Below are 19974 nucleotides of genomic sequence, written 5' to 3'. Positions count from 1 at the left end.
ATATGAAAAAAGTTTTACTGCTGATGCTGGCTGGTTTAGCCAGTATACATTTTGCTGATGCACAAACCAAAAACGTTACGGTTGATGCTACTAATGATATATTAAATAGTAATACCAAAATAGTAGCCCAAACCTCAAATGGGCAAACATTTTTTACAGGACATCAGTTAGGCACAGGTTATTATTATCCGGCGGGGATTTTCCGGGCAATAACAGACAATAATAATAATGCTGCAAACTATTACTACGATGGTATAACAAATGGCACGCTTAACTTCAGTGTAAGAGCTGATGGGCAGGGTTATTTTGCTGGCAATGTTGGAATAGGAACAACTTCCCTGGCAGCTAAATTCAATGTTTTTCAATCAACCCCACTTGGTAGCACAATTAAAAATGCTTCGCTTTTGAGTTCAGTGGCAGGGCTATGCGGAACCGGTAACAGTTTACAAAACAACATTTGGTTAGTTCGAAATTCGCCCGGTAGTGACTGGTATACCACGAGGTTGCATGATGGAATAACGGTAGATAATTCATTTTCAAATCCCCAAACGAATACCAGAACATGGTGGGAAAGAGACCCCAGTCAGGATGTTCAGTCATGGGGGACTTCGGGAAATGCTTATATGAGCATAGTTCAAGGAAACGTAGCAATAGGCACTACTGACCCCAAAGGCTATAAGCTTGCAGTAAACGGGAACGTAATAGCAACCTCCATGACGGTGAAGCTTTACGCCAACTGGCCCGACTACGTTTTCAAAAAAGATTACCAACTCCCATCCTTAACCGATGTAAAAAACTACATCGATCAAAACCAGCATTTACCGGATATGCCGTCTGAAGCGGAGGTTGCAAAAAATGGCCTTAACCTGGGCGAGATGAATAAGCTGCTGGTGAAAAAGGTGGAAGAGCTGACTTTGTATTTGATTGAGAAGGATAAACAGATAAAAGAACTGGAGGCAGTTAATCAAAAAAATACACAACAAATGAACGGGTTTAAAAATCAGCTTGAATCAGCAACAAAGCTCTTAAACGAAATTCATCCTCAAATCTTAGGTAAGTAAAACGGTTTCACCTGGGGTAAAAAAAGACTATTATAACATAACATGAAAAAAACAACCTTATTTTTTTTATTTTTTTTAATAAAAATATCGGGGTACGCCCAACAAAATGTCTTCGGTGTAAATCAAGTAACCGGATCCGCTACAGCGGTAATTCCAATATACAATATAACAAGGGGAACTGTGAATTTACCAGTGAGTTTGGTTTACGGTTATTCTGGCTTAAAGCCGACTGATATTGAGGGCTCGGCAGGTATGAGTTGGGATGTACAGGTTGGTGGAAAAATTTCCAGGCAGGTAAATGGTTTGCCAGATGATTGTAAAAAGGATTTTGCGGGAAACGCAAGATTAGGGTGGCTTTACAATTCAAACGGAACCAAGATATCCAATTTCAATATAGCTAATACGAGTACCTTAAACTGTACCAACGAGGCTGCGGATATAAATTATATCAATTCCAACTTTGCTGATCTGTCAGATACCGAGCCCGATATCTTTACGGTAGATGCCCCGGGGCTGTCATGTCAACTGGTTTTTGACGAAAATCATATAATCCACCCCATTTCTTATCAGGATATCGTTGTTACTGCTACCTACAATACTACAACTACCGATCAGTTTTATGGAGCAATTACCGGCTTTACAATAGTAAATGATCAGGGCATTACCTATGTTTTTTCAGTACCGGAACGTGTTAATCAAACTACATCTTTAGCTACGCTTAAGCTGGGTACCGGAACGGCAACTTACTTTGCCAATAGGTACAACCAGTATAAGAACGGGATACAGTATTATGCCGATTGGCGCTTAAAAAGCATCACAGACGTCAATGGGAATGGGGTAGTTCTAAATTATCAAAGTCAGGCAATAAAACACAGTGAAGATGACATTGTTTTTTATGCAGGCAATACAGGCACTACTACTACCAAAATACGACAATATGCTGTTTTATTAGATGTTACACCACAACAGTTACAATCTGTTCAGACAAATGATCATGGTGTGCTTACCCAGATTCTGTCATTTTCGGGAACAAGCAATTCATCTACACGCCAGTTTTGCATCGAGTCAATTTCAGGATTAGGCAAAACGTATAAACTTGGATACACCAGCGTGACTTCTACTGAAAGCTCCAGCAGCTATTCCAGAAGTTTCCTGACGAGCTTCAAGGCGGAGGGATGTAATTCCTCTTTAAAATATACCTTTGAATACAATGGCGTTAGTGCCCCGGACCCATTTTTGGGGAATTCCACAATAGCGCTGGGAGATTCTTCATCTTTCCATACAGATTTCTGGGGATACTATAGTGCTAATGGGTTTACCGATCCGGTTCCCTCTCTGTTTGTAAATCCAGTCAATACGTCTTACCAACGTTACGTAATTAAAGCCTCAACATCGGTGGGGTTAGACTATACTTATACTTTAAGCGCAAATGATAAGATCGTCGATCCTGTTAATGTCACAGTTGGCGCTCTTAATAAAATAATCTATGGAGACGGGGGGTATACAAGCATATTATACGAGCCGAATGATTACCTGGATGTTCCTTCAAACCTCACCGTACGGGGTGGAGGTGTTAGGGTAAAGCAGGTTACAGATTTTGGCGGAATAAACGCTGCTAATAATATAGTCACCAATTACACATATCAGGCAAACGGAAAGTCGAGCGGAAAGCCAACTTCGCTGCCTGTATTCGGATTCACTACACCGTATACCGGCACGCAAACGGGAACGAGCTATTGGAACTATTCAACAATTCGCTCTGCCAGCGACCTGTCAAATGAAGATCATACTATTCTATATAGTTCGGTAAGAATGAGCCGGACAGGTGGCGGGAGCACTTTATCGCAATTTTACATACCTGCAACTAATTGGGATATTACATCATCCCCGGCTTGTAGTGGCTGTTCGCCTGACTGGAGTCCAACGGTCGACTACTCGGCAAGGACAACCTGCGCATCATATGGATCGACCAGAAATGACATCGACAGCTACCCGTTTGCCTCAAATATAAATTACGATTTTGAAAGAGGGTTGTTGCAAAAGCAAAGTGATTATAACGATGCGAATCAATTAGTAAAGGAGACGAGCTACACATACCAGCGTTCAGCTACGCCTGCAACGGTTACCGGATTCAGGTATGAAAATAATAATGGAGTGGTTGGGTATGCAAAATTTAAAATATATTATGCGTCTGGCGAACTTACAAGTCAGGTTACTGATAAAGTTTACGATTCTTCAACCCTTACCCAGGCACTTACTACTATAACCAACAATACATACAACAATACATACAACAAGCTGATAAAACAGCAAACAACAAATAGCGATAATAGCATTACAACGGTTAACACAACTTACAGCAAAGATTATACTATTAGCAGTACAAGCTCAGATTCTACAGTTAATGCTATATATCACCTTCAGAAGCAAAACATCAACGTCCCGGTAGAAAACTATATCCAGGTAACAAGGGGAGGGGTTACTACAACTACGAGCTCGCAGTTAAGCAAGTTTAAAACGGTGCAATTTCCCGGTAATACATACGCATATTTGCCTTTCCAGTCTCTTAAAATGACTGCGGCTGATGGTGCATCATTTACGCCATTTTTTATCAGCGCAGGTGCAGCAAGCTATGACCCGAAATATTTTCCTGTAAAAAATTATACCTCGTACGATAATTCCGGCTTTCCGCAAACCTCAGATGATGGAAACAAGAACTCGAATACAGTGGTTACCGACCATCTTTCCTTCCATCCAGTCGCGATATTCAAAAACGCCGCATTCGCGGAAATCGGATTCAATGATTTCGACAGTAATCTGCCGGCAGGATCAAATTTCATACTATCCTATCCAATTGGTATCGGACCTACTAACAGCCATTCTGGTAATGCATACCAGTTGTTAACCGGACAATCCCTTTCGAAAGCCATGATTAAAAAAAATGGTGCAAATAGTTACATTTTGTCTGCATGGTTAAGTAGCACGGCGGCAGGAACAATAAATATCACATTGACCAATAGCAGCGGCACGACAACTCCTATTTCCAAGACGTTTACCAATACAGGCGGCGCTTCAAAATATTTTGAATGGCAGGTGCCGGTTAGTGGAATGACCTCATCATTTACCATTAGTTTGGGAACAAGCGTTACTATCTACATTGATGATGTACTGTTTTATCCGCGGGATTCCGAGGTTGAAACATACGCCTATGATCCGGTTACTTATTTTAAAATAGCAGAAACAAACACTAATGGTGTCTCGACTTATTATAATTTAGACCCTTGGGGAAGGCTACTATTTCGCCTCGATCAGGACAGAAACATTGTAGAGAAAAGAACTTATATAAGTACCGACGATGTAACGGCAGGGCTATTTACCCCCATTATCTGGTATAGCCCTACGCCTGCTATGATTAATTCTCCGGCAAATTTGTTCGGAAGTCAGTACCCTTGTAAAACAGGCATTACATATTCATGGAATTTTGGTGATGGTACCAGCGCGACAGTAATAAATGGATTTAATCAGACACACACTTATGCAAGCACGGGGAATTATACTGTTACGCTTAGCACGTCTCACCCTATATATGGCACTTCAACAGTAGGCTCTGCAGTAATTAATGTACAATATCCTCCACTTATTCCAATGATGTGTCAATCGGGAGTAACCATATGGGATAACTGTTATCATAAATCGTTGAATCAGGAATCATGCCCACCTAATGCAAATGATGCCACGCATAGCTATTACAGTATAAGTTCCGTTGGAGGAAGCGGTTATGGAGCACTGCATTACCAGTGGCAACTTAGTTATGATAATGGCGTAACCTGGGTTAACGACGGCACAGATTCTAATCAATTCACTAAGAATTGTGCTCCCAAGAACCAGAAATATCGCATCCGGTGCGTGGTAACCTCTTCGGTTGGGCAAACCGGGACTTCTATCAGCGCGTTTTTCGATGTTCAGGAATGTCAATAAAATTTAAAGCCAAAAGAAAACAGAATATGAATTTAATAAGTCAAAAAAAGTTTGCGTGTCTCTTAATTACGCTAACTTTATCTTCTTTTTCAGGTAGGGTTCTTGCTCAGGGTAAAAACTTCATCCAGGATGAGATTATCAAAATTCCCGGCATTACTACAGATGATCAAACCTACGCGCTTGACCCATATGCAAAACAAACCACTATTACTTATAACGATGGTTTGGGCAGGCCTATACAGACAGTTGCCGTTCAGGCAAGTCCGTCTCGAAAAGACATTATCCAACCTTTAATTTACAATAATCTTGGCCAACAAAATACAAACTTGCTCCCCTATGTTGGAGCAGACGGTGGGGGATCCTTTCGCGCAAATGCAGCAAATGACCAGATGGCTTTTTACAGTAACGGTACTGCCGACAAGGTGACGGATGACACTTCTCCTTTTAGTCAAAAAGTTTTTGAAAATAGCCCATTACAACGAATATTAAGTTCTGGTTTTGTTGGAGCGGGTTATCAGCCAGCCGGGGCTACTGGTACCCAGCATTACAAAACAATTATTTACAGGGCTAATGTTGGTACCAAAGACGGTAATGTTATACTATGGGATGCCAGCGGTATTAACCAAGGTAATTATGCAGATAATGCGCTATCTGTAACCGACCTAACTGATGAAGATGGTCGTGAAAATCTTATTTTTAGTACCCGTAGCGGACAGGTTGTATTAAAAAGACAAAAAAACGGCACCTTAAATATTGACACCTATTATATTTATAACAATGCTGGAAATATCAGTTATGTGATTCCCCCTGTAGCATTAAAAAAAATGGTGAGTTTGTCAAATTATGATCCTAACCAAACCGCATTAAGCGCGCTGATTTTTAAATATATTTATGACGCGAGGGGACGCCTGGTGCAAAAAAGAATTCCCGGATCTGGTGATGTTTACATCATTTATGACCCCTTGAACCGGCCGGTGCTGGTGCAGGATGGCAACTTAAGAAAATTAAACCAATGGAATTACATTAAATACGATTCTAAAAACCATCCGATAAGCCAGGGAATATATGTGGATAACACACCTGCGAATATTGGCCAGGCGAATATGCAGGTATTTGTAAGCGGAATTGCAGCTTACAACACCACATGGTATGAAAGCCGCTCGACCTCGGCATCAAATGGATATTATACAAATTCGGTTTTTCCAACCTCCACTTCTGCAATAACGCCTCTGGCTTACTGCTATTTTGATGATTACGATATTGATGGAAATGGTACCGCGAACTATGCATATTCTTTACAATACATTAATAATGAACCGGCAGTGATTGCTGCCAACATTAAGGGGGTACCAACTATTATTCGTACCCGAACTGTTGGATCCGGCTTAACAAACATATGGCTTGTAAAGGCTCTGTTTTATGACAAATATGGTCATTTAATACAAACGCAAAGTAATAACCAGCTAAATTTTACAGATGGAGTAATTACTGATTATTCAACTTCTGGCTTAGACTTTACGGGAGTTGCTGTTCAAACAAAGGTCTTAAAAGTTACCGGAACAGGCACAACAAATACCAATACTGTGCTTACTTCAATGAGTTATGATCACATGCACCGGATTTCTGCAATAGATCAGACTTATAACAATAGCGGTGCTGTGATCCATATTGCTTCTTATAATTACAATGAACTTGGCCAGTTGGTGAAAAAAAATCTGCAGCCGGGATCTAACCAGGCAGCTGCTAATGTAACACTTGATGGGAGTAATAGCATAAACAGCGGTGGAACCCTAAATGTTGTTGCAACTAATCAAATTATATTAACTCCTAACTTTTCGGCAGTAGCCGGATCCGCATTTAGCGCTGTAATTACCCCAAACGCCTTACAATCTATAGATTTTCGGTACAATATCCGTGGTCAGCTAACGAGTATTAATAATAGTAAACTTAATGACGATAGCGGTACCCTGAATACCAATGATAACAGTAACGATCTTCTTGGCATGCAGTTCTTGTACGATCAGATTGATGGTAATTTGGGTAACACGCCATGGTTTAACGGAAAACTGTCTGCTGTAAAATGGATGACCAGGGATGTAAATGGGGTGCTGACCAACGAAAGGAGCTATAAATACAACTATGACGCCGTTGATCGCTATTCGGCAAGCACTTACGCAGAGCGGTCGCCAACAGCAACTGCGGCTTTTAATATTAATCCTAACGGTTTTGATGAGTACAACATCAGCTACGATGATGGAGGCAACATTTCAGGTCTTAAGAGAAATGCATCAACCATAGGAGCAAGTACACCGCCGGTTGAATTTGATAATCTGACCTATGGTTATGATTCCAATAACCCAAATCAACTTAAAACCGTAACCGACGGAACCGGCAGCAACTATACGGGATATGGCTTCCGTAATATTTCTGGAACCACCACCGGAACATATATTTATGATCCCGCCAGTGGTAATTTAACTACTGATCCGTATAAATCACTTATTATTGCTTACAATATTTTAAACCGGACCGATAAGATAACCTTAACGTCAGGTACCGGGCAATACATCAATTACACTTATAACGCCGCGGGGCAGCTTATCCGTAAACAACAATATAATAATAGCGTTATCCAAACGTCTACCGATTATATTGACGGTTTTGTTTACATAAACGGTGTTATTAGTTATTTCGGGATGCCGGAAGGCCGAGTGCGCAACACAGCAACAGGTAGCGCAGTTACTTTAAAAACCGAGTATATAATAAACGATCAGCAAGGGAATGCCCGTATTAGCTTTGAAGAGAGTTCAACTATGCCGGGGTTAGCCATAGTTAAACAAGAAAATAGCTATTATGGATTTGGCTTAGTAATGCCTGGCAGCCCGGTGACTACTCCTGTTTCGGATAATAAATTGCTTTACAATGGTGGAAGCGAATGGCAGAAGGATTACGGCAACTTACCCGATTATTATCAAACATTTTACCGCAACTATGATGCGGCATTAGGGCGATTTATTGGGGTGGATCCTAAGGCGGAGTTGTCGGAAAGCTTAACTATATACCAATACGGTCAAAATAATCCTATTGTTTATAATGATCCACTTGGAGATTATCAACAGGCGGGCGGGGGACTTGACCCATTCAGAGACGCATATGAAGGAGATTTAGGTGGCGGCGGTAGTGGGGGCGCAGGAGGCCCATCCGACTTTTCGGCATACAACCAGCTTATTACCGAAGCGCGCAACGGTAGCACGATCGCTTTATTGGAGCTGGGGCAACGTTATGGAACAACATTTTATGGAAATGACGCTAAAGCGGCGTTTAAGGCATTAACGGCAAACTATCGTATTTATACTATTGTAAATGGTAAAATTATTTCAACTGCCAACGTATCAGGTGCGTCTAAGGACCAATATCGGTTAGGTTACGCAAGTGATCCGGTAAATGCACCCAATACTTACGATAAATATGTAAATTTGACGGATCAGGATGCAAATTCTTTATTAGGAAGAAACGCAGACGATCAACAGCGCGAATCCATTGATTGGGGCGGAGCAACTAATGCTTTTTTTGGAATGGTAGGAGGGATTGCCGAAGTCGCTGTCGGCGCGTTGACTATAGAATCTGGCGTTGGAATTTTTGCGGTTGGTGATGGAGGTACCAGGGCCATTCTTAACGGAATGAGATTATATGGGTATCTTTCCGGTCGTAAAAATGACTCAGATGTTACTCCAAGCAATATGGGAGCGTTAGTTGGAAAAATAATAGATAATGATTTTGGGCATGTCGATGCAAATAAGGCAGGTCGCTTTCAAACTGCATTCGGTATAGCAAATGATGCAGCTACCATGGCTTTGACTCATACGAATTGGTCTTCGCCTGCGGTAGACGCGACCTCTGCAGTTGCAGGCGCATTTTCGGATTCTTACACATTAGGGTATTATTATAATTATTTTGTTAACCCACATTAATCATGTCAGTGAATTTTGATGCGTCAGATAGTTTGTATTATTTAATAAACCCAGTAAAAAATAACTTAATTAAGAATTTTTTTATCAATTTATTAATTATAATAGTGTTTTCCATCCTGTTGTATTATGCGTTAGATAAAATTGTTGATTCTGCTTATATTATTGCCCAAATCTTCTTGGTAATTATAATAGCATGGATTGACCGTTCAAAATCGGTTTCAACAGGGTTAACCATAAGCAGAACAGCAACGGAGGTTAGCATTATTGATAATGAAATAATGATTAAAACAACTCCTTTTAAAGTATTATTTTGGATTAATAAACCATCGGTAGAATTGAAATTTAAAGTCGGTCATTTTAGCCACAGAAAAATTTCATATCCCGTAAAGGCTGTTTATGATTTGAATATTCCGGTTTGGCAATTAACTAACGAAAACGGATTTGTATACATAATATCTGGTTTATTTGCTAAAGAACTCGACGGAGAGTTACAAAGATTGTTGACTTAACATAATAGGTTCTTAATTTTTATTAACATGAGATTGATAGGTCTTTTATTTTTATTTTTTTCACTTTCATTTCAGCCACAAATTGAGAAGCGGGATAATAATGTTTTAAAATTAATTTCTGGTAAATTAATACTTTCATTACCAGTTAATTTGAAGCCGATAAGTGAGGATGAATTAGTTGCAGAGTATCCGATCCAAAGTCAAAGGCCAAGTTATGTTTATGAAAATAAGAATGATCTGACCAAATTTTCCATAAACTATGGGTCGACCCCGGCACAGGATAAGGATTTGCCCCAAATAAAGACCTATTTCGAAAGAAATTATAAAAATTCCGTTCATGATTTTATTGGCAGCAATTTCATTCTAATAAATCACAAACTATTTTTTCTAATGAAGTTTGAAACATTGAACACTTCTAAAGCGTTGGTTTATAATTATGTGTTTGTTACCACTATTTCTGGCAAATTGTTGATAGCCGACTATGCTTTCCCGAGCTTGCTGAAAGTAGATAAAGAGAAGCAGGCTGCAGCGATTTTGAATTCGGTCAGAGTAACAAATTGAAATTTTTCCCTCCCTTCCGCTGGTGCACGCGTGTCGCGCGTACCCCACTGACAGGTGAACGCCATGCAAGGTATTGAATTTGCAAATCCCGGATGTTAATTTCATTCGGGATTTTTTTGTACCCAAATGTTGCGTAAAGGATAGAAACGGATACCGGCCAAAGTGGCTAATGCCTCGCGCAGTATGAGTGGATAGCCTGGCCCCCGCTTCTACCAGCGGGGGATACGCCAAATAAAGCTTTATGGCCAGAATGCGGGCCGGTACTGGCAGCCCAACACCAGCCTATTAATGCCCAACGCTTACTACCCGTGTTACTTTCCATTGGCCATTTTTATATTGCCATATGTGTACAAATTTCATGATACCTATTACCGGCTGGCCGTTTTCGGTATGGGTAAAGCGGTGGGTTCCCATTTCAATAGCGCCAAAGCCGGGCATCGGGTATACTTCCAGGCTTTCGGGCAGCAGGTCGCGGCGCAGGTCGGCGGCCTGCTTGTTTTCAAAAATGCCTTTAAAACCGGCCATGGTGCCTTCGTAACCGGTAAGGCCCTTGCCATCGTTATAAAACTCCATCCGCTGGTGCACCAGCCAAGGGGAGCTGGAAAGATTGGCTCGCCAACGTTGAACAGCAAGCCGCGGTAGCTAAACAATATGATCAATCAGTTGCGAATGCAAGAGTGTTACAAAAAAAACTGGGAAATAAGTTGAGTTTTACCGGGCATTCTCTTGGAGGAGGAATGGCTGCAGTTAATGCCATGGTAACAGGTCTCCACGCAATGACCTTTAATGCCGCTGGACTGTCATATGCTACAATACTAAAGTTTGGTGGAATGAAAGCATTAAAGTTTGACTGGAACTCTCATGTTGATGCATACATCATGAGGACTGATCCCCTGGATAAATTTCAATCCATTCAGCCATTACTCAATCGGGCTCAAGGAAAAAAGGTATTTTTCACTCCTGTAACATGGAGTGGCGTTTACAATGGGCACAGTATAAAAAATTTCATCGACAGTTTCGATCATTATTGGCATTATGAATAAAAAAATGAATTTATGTATTTTGGGGCTTATATTGCTTGTTGTTGGATGTACCAGTCGCGATTCACCGGTTGATAAAAGCACACTGTTAGGTGTTGATTACCGCCTTTTTCAGGAAACACCTGCCTGGGAACTTGCCAAGGCGGTGCAGGATGGTGATACGGTCAAAATAAAAGAGGAGATACAAAGAAAAAAAGATCTTATTAATTTCAGGGAACCGCGTTTAGGCAAGACATTGCTCATGCTTGCGGTATTAAATATGAATTACCCTTCGGCCAAAACTCTTCTTGAATTAGGCGCCGATCCCAATTTACAGGACTCGACCTACGGTGATTCTCCGTTAATGGAGGCTGCAAAGTTAGAAAATCCGGTTTCTGGTTCAGACCCAAGGTTTCTGAAATTGTTATTGAAATATGGTGGCGACCCCAATGCGACGCAAAACGGACTGAGGAAGACAAGGCATTCGCCTTTGATGATTGCCTGTGAAAAAGGTGATCTGAACTATATGAAATTATTAGTTGATGCAGGGGCAAAAGTGGATACTGTAAATGAGTACGGGAGTAGTCCGTTAGAATTTGCAGTTGACGCAGCTGGTATATACAGACGTCCGGAGATCGTCCTTTATTTGATAAATAAAGGAGCCGGATTCAAGAAAGTGCTTTATAAGACCATAGATGGCCAAAATAAATATATTACGGATGGTATGCGATATTGGCATTTTGAATTGGGTTCAGCAGAATATAAAAAGAAAATGCAAATTGTTGACTTCCTGAAAAGGAATGGATTATAGAGCAACAAAAATACCAGAAGAAGACTTTGATAACTATTCCAAAGCGTATTTAGAAAAATATTAACATACTTATATCAATTGAAATGTACAAATTTTTTATTGTTACGTATTTACTGCCCGTTCTATTTGTTTTAAAGGCAGATTATCAACAGGATAAGGATACCATAAATTATTATGGCATCCCAACAGAACTGACATTTAACCAGCTTAGCTATAAACTTTCCTGGAGTACGCACCCCAATGATTTTTATTATAAACAAGAGTACGTGGCCAATGGTCAAAATGCTGAGCATTACAACGACATGATGATTATTGATTTTCTGATTACTGAATTAACGGTTAAGGATGTTGTCGGCACACAAATAAAGAGTCTTTTAGAACGAAAGCAGACGGACAAGATATGCAATTATGAAGTAGTAAAAAATCAGCAAACAGGAGAATATATTCTCGATTTTGTTATGGGTGAAGGCAATGATGACCGTATTGATATTACAGAATGGAATGCTTACCATTATAAATCTTATATAGATAAGAATGGCCACAAGGGGGTATTACTCTTTGGCGTAAGCCGCCGGGCATACGCAAATGAAACAAATATTTTCTTAAAGAAGTTAAAGAAATACCGACCAGAAATCATAAACAAACTGGCAGCATACCCGGTTCCGGAAATTAATGTCAAGTAGTTCCTGTGCTGGTGCGAGCGTACCGCGCGTACCCCTTCGCCGTCTTAAGGCTCCAGCCTTGTGGCCCGCATGCTAAGTATTGAATATGCAAATCCCGGATGTTAGTTTTCATTCGGTTTTTTTTTGCACCCAAATGTTGCGTAAAGGATTGGCGTGGATACAGGCCTCGCGCCTAATGCCTTGAAGGCGTATGAACAGAAAGCCTGACCCTGCTTCTACCAGCAGGGGTACGCCCCCCTGAGAATCGCATAAAGGCAATCTGTCTCCGATACCTGTCCAAATACTTTACTGTTGAATTTTGAATTCCCGGTCGGCCTGATAACACCGATCAGCGGCTGAATAAGAATATTTAGACGTTCAATTTCCCTTTCCTGCACATTCAAACCCAGGCATAACACCTACGCTCCAAATTCAATCACTACATCATCGCTCACCGGGTGGCCGGTACAGGTAAGAATCCAGCCCTCGGCCATATCTGCCTCGGTAAGCACGTCGTTTTTAATCATTTCTACCTTGCCCCCGCTGCATTTGGCGGTGCAGGTGGAGCATACTCCGTTGCGGCAACTGTAGGGTAAAGGTACGTTGTTTTGCAGGGCGGCCTGCAGGATAGATTGGTTTTCGCCCACCACAAGGTTGTGCAGTTCGCCCTTGAATTTAATCCTGATATTACGCGGCGGGAAGTTAATGGCTGTACCGGTTACGGCAACGGTCTCTAAAACAAAATTCTCCCGGCGAATCTGTTTAGGCTCGATACCCATATACACCAGCGCGAAACGGATCATGCGCATGTAGGGGAACGGCCCGCAGAGGTAGAATGCTGCTTTGTATAAACCAGCAGGAGTTAGTTGGCGGGCAAGTTCTTCAACCTTATCGGCATTCAAACGATTGGCCTCGCTACTCAAAAACGTAATGATCCGGAATCTTTCGGGGTGTTGTGCAGCCAGTTGGCTTAACTCCTCTTTAAATAAAATAGAGCTGGCATCCTGGTTACTGTAAATAAGTGTAAGCTTGCTTTTACCGGGGCGGTTCAATACATATTTTACCTGCGAAAATATGGGCGTGATGCCACTGCCTCCTGCAAACAGTAAAATATCTTTCTCCTGCTCATAGCTATTTATTATGAACCGGCCAGCCGGGGCTAAGGCATTTAATACGTCGCCCACCTTCATTTTGGCAAGCATAAAGCGGGAGATCTCGCCGTTGGTGATCCGCTTTATGGTGATGGACAGTCTTGGCTCATCCGGCGATGAGCTTAGGGAATATGACCGGCGGATCTCTTCGCTCCGGTGGTTAAATATTAAAGTAAGAAACTGCCCGGCTTTGTAGGCAACAGCCTCACCCGATATATTGCACAGGTAAAACGTAGCCGTATCCGGTGTTTCCCATTTAATTTGTTCAACCTTTAATTTTAAGATATCCTCGGTCATGTTCTACAAAAAAGCGGCAGAATGGTTTAAATTCTGCCGCTTCAAATTTATAAGCTTAATTTAAATTAAGCGATTGCTTTGGCGTAAAGTTCGGCAACGTGCGCCCAGTTGATCACACTCCAGATGCCTGCTAAATAATCAGGACGACGGTTTTGATATTTCAGGTAATAAGCATGTTCCCAAACATCAATCCCTAATATAGGAGTTCCTTTTACTTCGGCAATATCCATCAATGGATTGTCCTGGTTAGGGGTAGATGATACAACCAGCTTTTTATCAGCAGTAACAATTAACCATGCCCAGCCCGAACCGAAACGGGTTGCACCGGCTTCGTTAACTTTTGATTTAAGATCGGCAATTGAACCAAAAGTGCTGGTAATAGCAGCCGCTAAAGCACCTGTAGGCTCGCCGCCGCCGTTTGGAGAAAGCAAAGTCCAGAACATAGTATGGTTAAAATGACCACCACCATTATTGCGTACTGCAGGCGGAAATTTTGAGATGTTTTTGATGATATCCTCGATGCTGCTATCGGCTTCGGGTTTACCTTCAAGGGCCTTATTTAAATTAGTAACGTAAGCCTGGTGATGTTTGCCATGGTGAATTTCCATGGTAAGTTTATCAATGTGCGGTTCCAATGCATCGGTAGCGTAGGATAACGCCGGTAGTGTAAATGCCATAATTACAATTTTAAAGTTTAATGATTGTGATGAAACAAATATAAGAGTAGATTTTACTTTTTGTTCTAAATTATTGTCATGTTTCTTTAAGTCCATAGTCGATGGTCCATACTCCATCGTAACGACGGGTAAGGTTATTTTGACCATTGACTACTGATTACTGCCCACCCTGCTTCCTCTTCGCCTTAAAAAAGTTCTTTACCAGTTCGGCGCACTCATTTTCACGGATGCCCCCGGTGATAACTGTTTTGGGGTGGGTTATTTTTTGATTAAGCCGGCCGAAACCCAGCTTGGTATCATAAGCGCCAAAAACTATCCGGCTCACCTGGAACCAGTAGGATGCACCGGCGCACATTACACAGGGTTCCATGGTTACGTATAGTGTACAGCCCTGCAGGTACTTACCCCCCATGGAGTTGGCCGCAGCTGTAAGGGCCTGCATTTCTGCATGAGCAGATACATCAGTCAGTCGTTCGGTAAGGTTATGCCCCCGGCCGATGATCTTGCCGCCATAAGTTACTATAGCTCCAATGGGGATCTCGTCCTCTTCCTGGGCGTAGCGGGCTTCTTTTAAAGCTTCGCCCATAAAAAAATCATCAGGAGAAATGGCTGGCTCCTCCTCAAAGTTTATATATCTCATTTAAATCAGTTTACTGCCATTTGGCACGGGTTTATCAACTGCAGCTAAAACTATATCGCCGTTGTTATCGGCAAAACCGGTAACCAGGAACTCCGACATAAAATTGCCGATCTGCTTTTTAGGAAAATTGATTACTCCAACAATCTGCATGCCTACTAATTCTTCTTTAGTATAATGTTTGGTGATCTGCGCGCTTGACCATTTGGTGCCAAACTCTCCAAAATCAACCCTTACCTTGTACGCGGGTTTACGTGCCTGGGGGAAATCGGCGGCCTCCAGTATAGTGCCTACCCTCAACTCTACTTGCTCAAAATCATGCCAGGTGATGGTTTCCATAACCGCAAAGATACAATTGAAGAAGATTTAAATAGCTTCCTGATTATTGCAAATAAATCAATCATAAAATTGTTTTAGATGTTAGTAAGGTAAATAGTGATATTTGCCCTGTAAATTAAGTAAGAACAATGGCCCGTCTATCTGTCAACATCAATAAAATAGCCACCCTGCGTAACTCGCGCGGTGGTAATAACCCCGACCTGGTACAGGTTGCCAAAGATTGTGAACGTTTTGGCGCGCAAGGTATAACCGTGCACCCGCGGCCCGACGAAAGGCATATCCGCTACCAGGATGTTTTTGACTTGAAGAAAATAGTTACTACCGAATTTAATATTGAAGGCAACTGCCAGGAGCAAAAATTTATAGACCTGGTACTGGCCAACAAACCCGAGCAGGTTACTTTGGTACCCGATGTGCTGGGCCAGATCACCTCAAACCATGGCTGGGACACCATTACCAATTATCATTACCTAAGGGATATGATAGCCGTTTTTAAGGATGCCGGGATCCGGGTATCAATATTTGTTGACCCCATTGCCCAAATGGTTGAAGGTGCCGCCAAAACAGGGACAGATCGCATTGAACTATACACGGAAGCCTATGCCACGCATTATCATCAGGGCAAGGAGCTGGCAATAGCTCCATATATTGAAGCCGCTAAAATAGCGCACGATGCGGGGCTTGGCATTAATGCAGGCCACGATCTTGATTTACATAACCTGAAATACTTTGCAGAAAACATTCCTGCTTTGGACGAGGTGAGCATCGGCCACGCGCTCATCAGTGATGCCTTATATTACGGGCTGGAAAATACCATACAAATGTATTTAAGGCAATTAGCAGTAAGTCGTTAGTCCGAAGTCTTTGCTTCCAACCTTAGCACCCAATATCACCTTACCTCAAAATAGTTAAGCTTCCCGATAGCAGGTTGCAGTTTTTATTGAGGTTGATAATATAATAGTAAGTGCCCTCAGGTAAAGCTTTGCCGTTGTAAGTACCGTTAAAAGGTGTTGCATACCCCCTTGATTCAAATAGCTTTTGCCCGTTACGGTTAAATACCTGAACCAACGCCTGTGGGTAATTTTCGATGCCGTTAATCTTCCAGTAATCATTATGACCATCGCCGTTGGGGGTAAAGGTGTTGGCGATGTTGAGTGGGGATAAACCTACGCTTACCTTTACTTCAACACGTGCACCTTCGCAGCTACCGCTAACCCTGCTTACAAAAAAGCTCCGGTTTGATGTTGCTGAAATTTTAAACCGTCCATTTGCCTGTTCATCTAACGGGGTGGCGCTATCTGCCATATCATATAAACGGTATGTAAAGCCCGGAGCCACATCATTTACAAAAAGGAAAGCATCCCCGGGCGTACATACCTGGGTATCTGATAAGGACGGCGGCCCAACATCAGTTGAGATAAGCGCGATATTAAAATTGATTTCCACATCGCCGCAACGGGCATCAAGCACACTTAACTTGTAATTGCCCGCCGCAAGGTTTTCTATGCTATTGGTATTGCCAATTGGCTGGCCTGCATCATTTATCCATTTATAAGTATAAGGGGGTAAACCACCTGTTATGATTACACCTTTTACAGAACCCGTTTTTAAGCCGCACCGATCATCTGCTTTTTGCCCGTAATCAACTATCTTAAATTGGGGCAATTCTGTTACCTGGTAGGTATTGTAATAACTCTTGCAGCCGTTTTGGTCGGTTAAGTAAAGCTTATAACTGCCCGGGGGCAAATTTAAAGCATCGGTGTTTGTACCAACGTTTTGCTGTTTGTCATTTTCCCATCCGTACGATTTTACCAGGGCATCGGCAGTTAACGATAATGATCCGTTGGCGTTGGCATAACAGGCCTGCGTGTTTTTTATAGTATAAGTTGATGGATAAACCGTGCCGGGAGCCTCCAAAACATGGTAAACCTGCGATTGCTTCTGACAATAATCATTTGAAACGGTGAGCTGGTAAGCCCCGGCAGGGACATTTTTTAAATCAAGGCCGCCACCTGATAAATTACCATTGGCATCGCGCCATTCATATTTAGTTCCACCTCTTGCTGTAACGCCGGTTACCGAGCCGTTAGCTTTACCACAACTGGCCGGTGTTGCAGGCGTGGGCGACTCCATAATGGTTATGCCGTTAACTTCCAATATCTCCATGGACTTGCTAAAAACGGGCGCGCATTGGCTATCATCGGTTACCTGCAGTGTGTATTTGCCGGCGGGCTGGCTTGTTAAATCCTGGGTGTAGGATACTTCTTGTTGCTGGTTGTTTTTCCAGGTAAAGTGCCGGGTACCCGTACCGCCTGAAACAATGATGTTTTTAATTGAGCCATTCGATTGATCGCAATTGGTGCTTTGTACTTTGGGTGCGTCATCGTTAATGATTAAGCCTCCGGTGCTTTTTAATACAATAGGGCCATATTTAGCATCACAACCCGTAACCTGATCGGTGACTATTAACGTATAAACGCCTGCGTTCAGACCATGTATTTCCAGCTGATTTCCTACCTGTTTATTTTTTTCATCTACCCAACTTAAAGCCAGCTGGTTATTTGATCCAGGTATAAGTACCAAACCTGTTATACCACCGTCATTACCACATACAGGATTTGTCTTTTTTATATCCACATCAGCTATTGTTGGGCTAATGTCTGCCAAATAAATATCCTCGCTACGCGTAAAACACCCGCCATTATAACCGTTAACGTAGTACGTTCCCGGGCCTATGTCTTTTAAGATAGGCCCTTCGCCAATCTTCTCATTTTTTGAATTGTACCACGTAAAGTTCAAAATATTTTTATAGCCTGATTCCAACAATTCGATAGCCCCATTTTGCTTGCCGCAAGAGGGATTGCTTTTTTTATAATAAGTGCTCTGATTATCGAAAAGGGGCTGCGTAAACTCTGAAGAGTTTTGTAAAAGCAATGCGCTGGATACCCATTTTTTACCGGCAAAGTTTCCGGTTATCTTCCATGCACCAGAGGGATCGGTCTTAATTTTTGTATAGAATTTAAGAGGGCTGCAAACAGGGCAATCCGAGTCGTCATAATATACATATATATCAGACAATGGTGAGGCGGTGCCCGAATATTCATTAGGATTGTTTATTAATACCTTTATGTTAGGTATGCTAATATTGTCACCTGTTTCCAAATGAATTAAATAAGCCCGTTGGGCGCAAATAATTTCGTTTTTTAATACTTGAATATTTTTTGATGATACATTCGCTATGGTTACATCGGTATAATTGGTAATGCCAGTGTTTGTTACAAACCGGTTTTGCAAGCTTTCATCTTCTGATCCAATAATCCCGTTTGTACATTGAAACATACCTATCGAAGTTAAAGAGAACTTTGGATATGTTGACATATCAAGATTGGCGTACACATTAAAGTTTGTAATCTTTTGGAGGTTTAACCTCAGCAAAACCGATGTATTATAGCTCACCTCCAAATCGTTCCCATTATCGCATTCCAATTGGGGCAAAAAGTATTTTGATTCATCACCGTTGCCATCTATCCCTATTGTATTATGAGAGATTTTAATGTGATCTCCATTGGTAGCTAAAGGCGTAGCTATGTGGTTCCCATTAACTGCGAGATCGCCCCCTATAACAACATTTGTTGCCCGTATGTTAACACCCTCAGTCGCAAAAGACGTCGGAGTAATGTCGTAGCCTAAATAATTTGCTTGTATATTGATATCTGAGCTTTCAGTATACGGCGTTAGGTTATTGTAGCTGTTAACTACTATATAGTAACCACAGCTATTTATCCAATTACCTTTTCCGGCTGCTCCTATTCGTATATTTTTTGAATTAAGAATATTTACGGCCATATCTGATGATCCTACCGCGCTTAGGCCATAAAACTTAGTTATAAAAAGCCCGTAAAGCTCTACATCACTAACTTCATAAATATAAAAAGCATAGGTGCCAGACAATATTTTGTTTGCAAAAGCGTAAATATTTGCCGTTATGGCAATTTTGGCATCGCTTGGCCCAAACTTATTTCCTGGTTGGGTACTGCCGTCAATTGCTATATTTGACGACACCCCTGGCAGTTGACTCTCAATTGTTATCGTCCTCCCAGCCTCACTCAAATCCGGCAAATTAAAATTAATATAATCCTTCTCTGCACTGCCATTGGCAGCAGCTTTTGTTAAAGCCTCGCGCAAAGTGCCTGGGCCGCTATCGGCATTGCTGGTTATCACAAACACCGCGGCAATAGAAGTATCCGAAAGTAATACAAGTAATAAAAGAATTAAAAATAACCTGTAACCCATCGCTAAAG

Annotated in this window: 14 protein-coding genes and 1 pseudogene; 9 read left to right on the top strand and 6 right to left on the bottom strand. The window is 41.7% G+C overall.

All coding sequences use genetic code 11. The annotated features are described in order from the left end of the window. The first annotated feature begins 2 nt into the window (after positions 1–2). The 5 genes from AC1DQW_RS01245 to AC1DQW_RS01225 all read left to right on the top strand — a co-directional run bounded on the left by AC1DQW_RS01245 (position 3) and on the right by AC1DQW_RS01225 (position 10080). Positions 3–1061: a hypothetical protein gene (locus tag AC1DQW_RS01245; protein ID WP_477452465.1), complete on the top strand. Its 1059-nt coding sequence runs from the start codon at positions 3–5 to the stop codon at positions 1059–1061. A 180-nt stretch (positions 1062–1241) separates the two neighbouring features. Beyond that, entirely contained in the window at positions 1242–5039 is a 3798-nt protein-coding gene (locus AC1DQW_RS01240) for a PKD domain-containing protein (RefSeq protein ID WP_477452464.1), read from the top strand. 26 nt (positions 5040–5065) lie between these two features. After that, a complete protein-coding gene (locus tag AC1DQW_RS01235) occupies positions 5066–9010 on the top strand; it encodes a DUF6443 domain-containing protein (RefSeq protein ID WP_477452463.1) in 3945 nt (1314 codons plus the stop codon). A 2-nt stretch (positions 9011–9012) separates the two neighbouring features. After that, complete coding sequence (locus AC1DQW_RS01230; RefSeq protein WP_477452462.1) at positions 9013–9519, top strand: hypothetical protein; 507 nt, start codon at positions 9013–9015, stop codon at positions 9517–9519. Positions 9520–9909: 390 nt separating this feature from the next. Further along, positions 9910–10080, top strand: coding sequence for a hypothetical protein (locus AC1DQW_RS01225; RefSeq protein WP_477452461.1), 171 nt, complete (start codon positions 9910–9912; stop codon positions 10078–10080). A gap of 285 nt (positions 10081–10365) precedes the next feature. Here the strand turns inward: AC1DQW_RS01225 and AC1DQW_RS01220 are convergent, their stop codons facing one another. After that, positions 10366–10653, bottom strand: coding sequence for a nuclear transport factor 2 family protein (locus tag AC1DQW_RS01220; RefSeq protein WP_477452460.1), 288 nt, complete (start codon positions 10651–10653; stop codon positions 10366–10368). 38 nt (positions 10654–10691) lie between these two features. On the opposite strand from AC1DQW_RS01220, the pseudogene AC1DQW_RS01215 reads away from it, so the two are divergent. The 3 genes and pseudogenes from AC1DQW_RS01215 to AC1DQW_RS01205 all read left to right on the top strand — a co-directional run. Next, positions 10692–11123 (top strand): annotated as a pseudogene (locus AC1DQW_RS01215) (Tle-like phospholipase domain-containing protein); the annotation flags it as partial. After that, a complete protein-coding gene (locus AC1DQW_RS01210; protein WP_477452459.1) occupies positions 11116–11910 on the top strand; it encodes an ankyrin repeat domain-containing protein in 795 nt (264 codons plus the stop codon). The pseudogene AC1DQW_RS01215 and the gene AC1DQW_RS01210, both read left to right, overlap by 8 nt. Positions 11911–11993: 83 nt before the next feature. Next, on the top strand, positions 11994–12593 hold the full coding sequence (locus AC1DQW_RS01205) for a hypothetical protein (RefSeq protein ID WP_477452458.1): 600 nt from the start codon (positions 11994–11996) through the stop codon (positions 12591–12593). Between the two features lie 398 nt (positions 12594–12991). Here AC1DQW_RS01205 and AC1DQW_RS01200 read toward each other — a convergent pair whose 3' ends face one another. The 4 genes from AC1DQW_RS01200 to AC1DQW_RS01185 form a co-directional block, all read right to left on the bottom strand. Beyond that, entirely contained in the window at positions 12992–14020 is a 1029-nt protein-coding gene (locus tag AC1DQW_RS01200; RefSeq protein ID WP_477452457.1) for a 2Fe-2S iron-sulfur cluster-binding protein, read from the bottom strand. A 65-nt stretch (positions 14021–14085) separates the two neighbouring features. Further along, positions 14086–14697: a superoxide dismutase gene (locus tag AC1DQW_RS01195; RefSeq protein WP_477403239.1), complete on the bottom strand. Its 612-nt coding sequence runs from the start codon at positions 14695–14697 to the stop codon at positions 14086–14088. Between the two features lie 157 nt (positions 14698–14854). Beyond that, positions 14855–15337 (bottom strand): nucleoside deaminase, encoded by a 483-nt coding sequence (locus tag AC1DQW_RS01190; RefSeq protein ID WP_477452456.1) that lies wholly within the window; start codon positions 15335–15337, stop codon positions 14855–14857. Further along, on the bottom strand, positions 15338–15673 hold the full coding sequence (locus AC1DQW_RS01185) for a tRNA-binding protein (RefSeq protein WP_477452455.1): 336 nt from the start codon (positions 15671–15673) through the stop codon (positions 15338–15340). 128 nt (positions 15674–15801) lie between these two features. On the opposite strand from AC1DQW_RS01185, the gene AC1DQW_RS01180 reads away from it, so the two are divergent. Next, a complete protein-coding gene (locus tag AC1DQW_RS01180) occupies positions 15802–16527 on the top strand; it encodes a pyridoxine 5'-phosphate synthase (RefSeq protein WP_477452454.1) in 726 nt (241 codons plus the stop codon). A 40-nt stretch (positions 16528–16567) separates the two neighbouring features. Here the strand turns inward: AC1DQW_RS01180 and AC1DQW_RS01175 are convergent, their stop codons facing one another. Then, complete coding sequence (locus AC1DQW_RS01175; RefSeq protein ID WP_477452453.1) at positions 16568–19966, bottom strand: T9SS type B sorting domain-containing protein; 3399 nt, start codon at positions 19964–19966, stop codon at positions 16568–16570. Positions 19967–19974 lie beyond the last annotated feature (8 nt).

The sequence above is a fragment of the Mucilaginibacter sp. P5_A4 genome, assembly GCF_056400605.1.
This window is presented reverse-complemented; position numbering and strand designations above follow the sequence as displayed.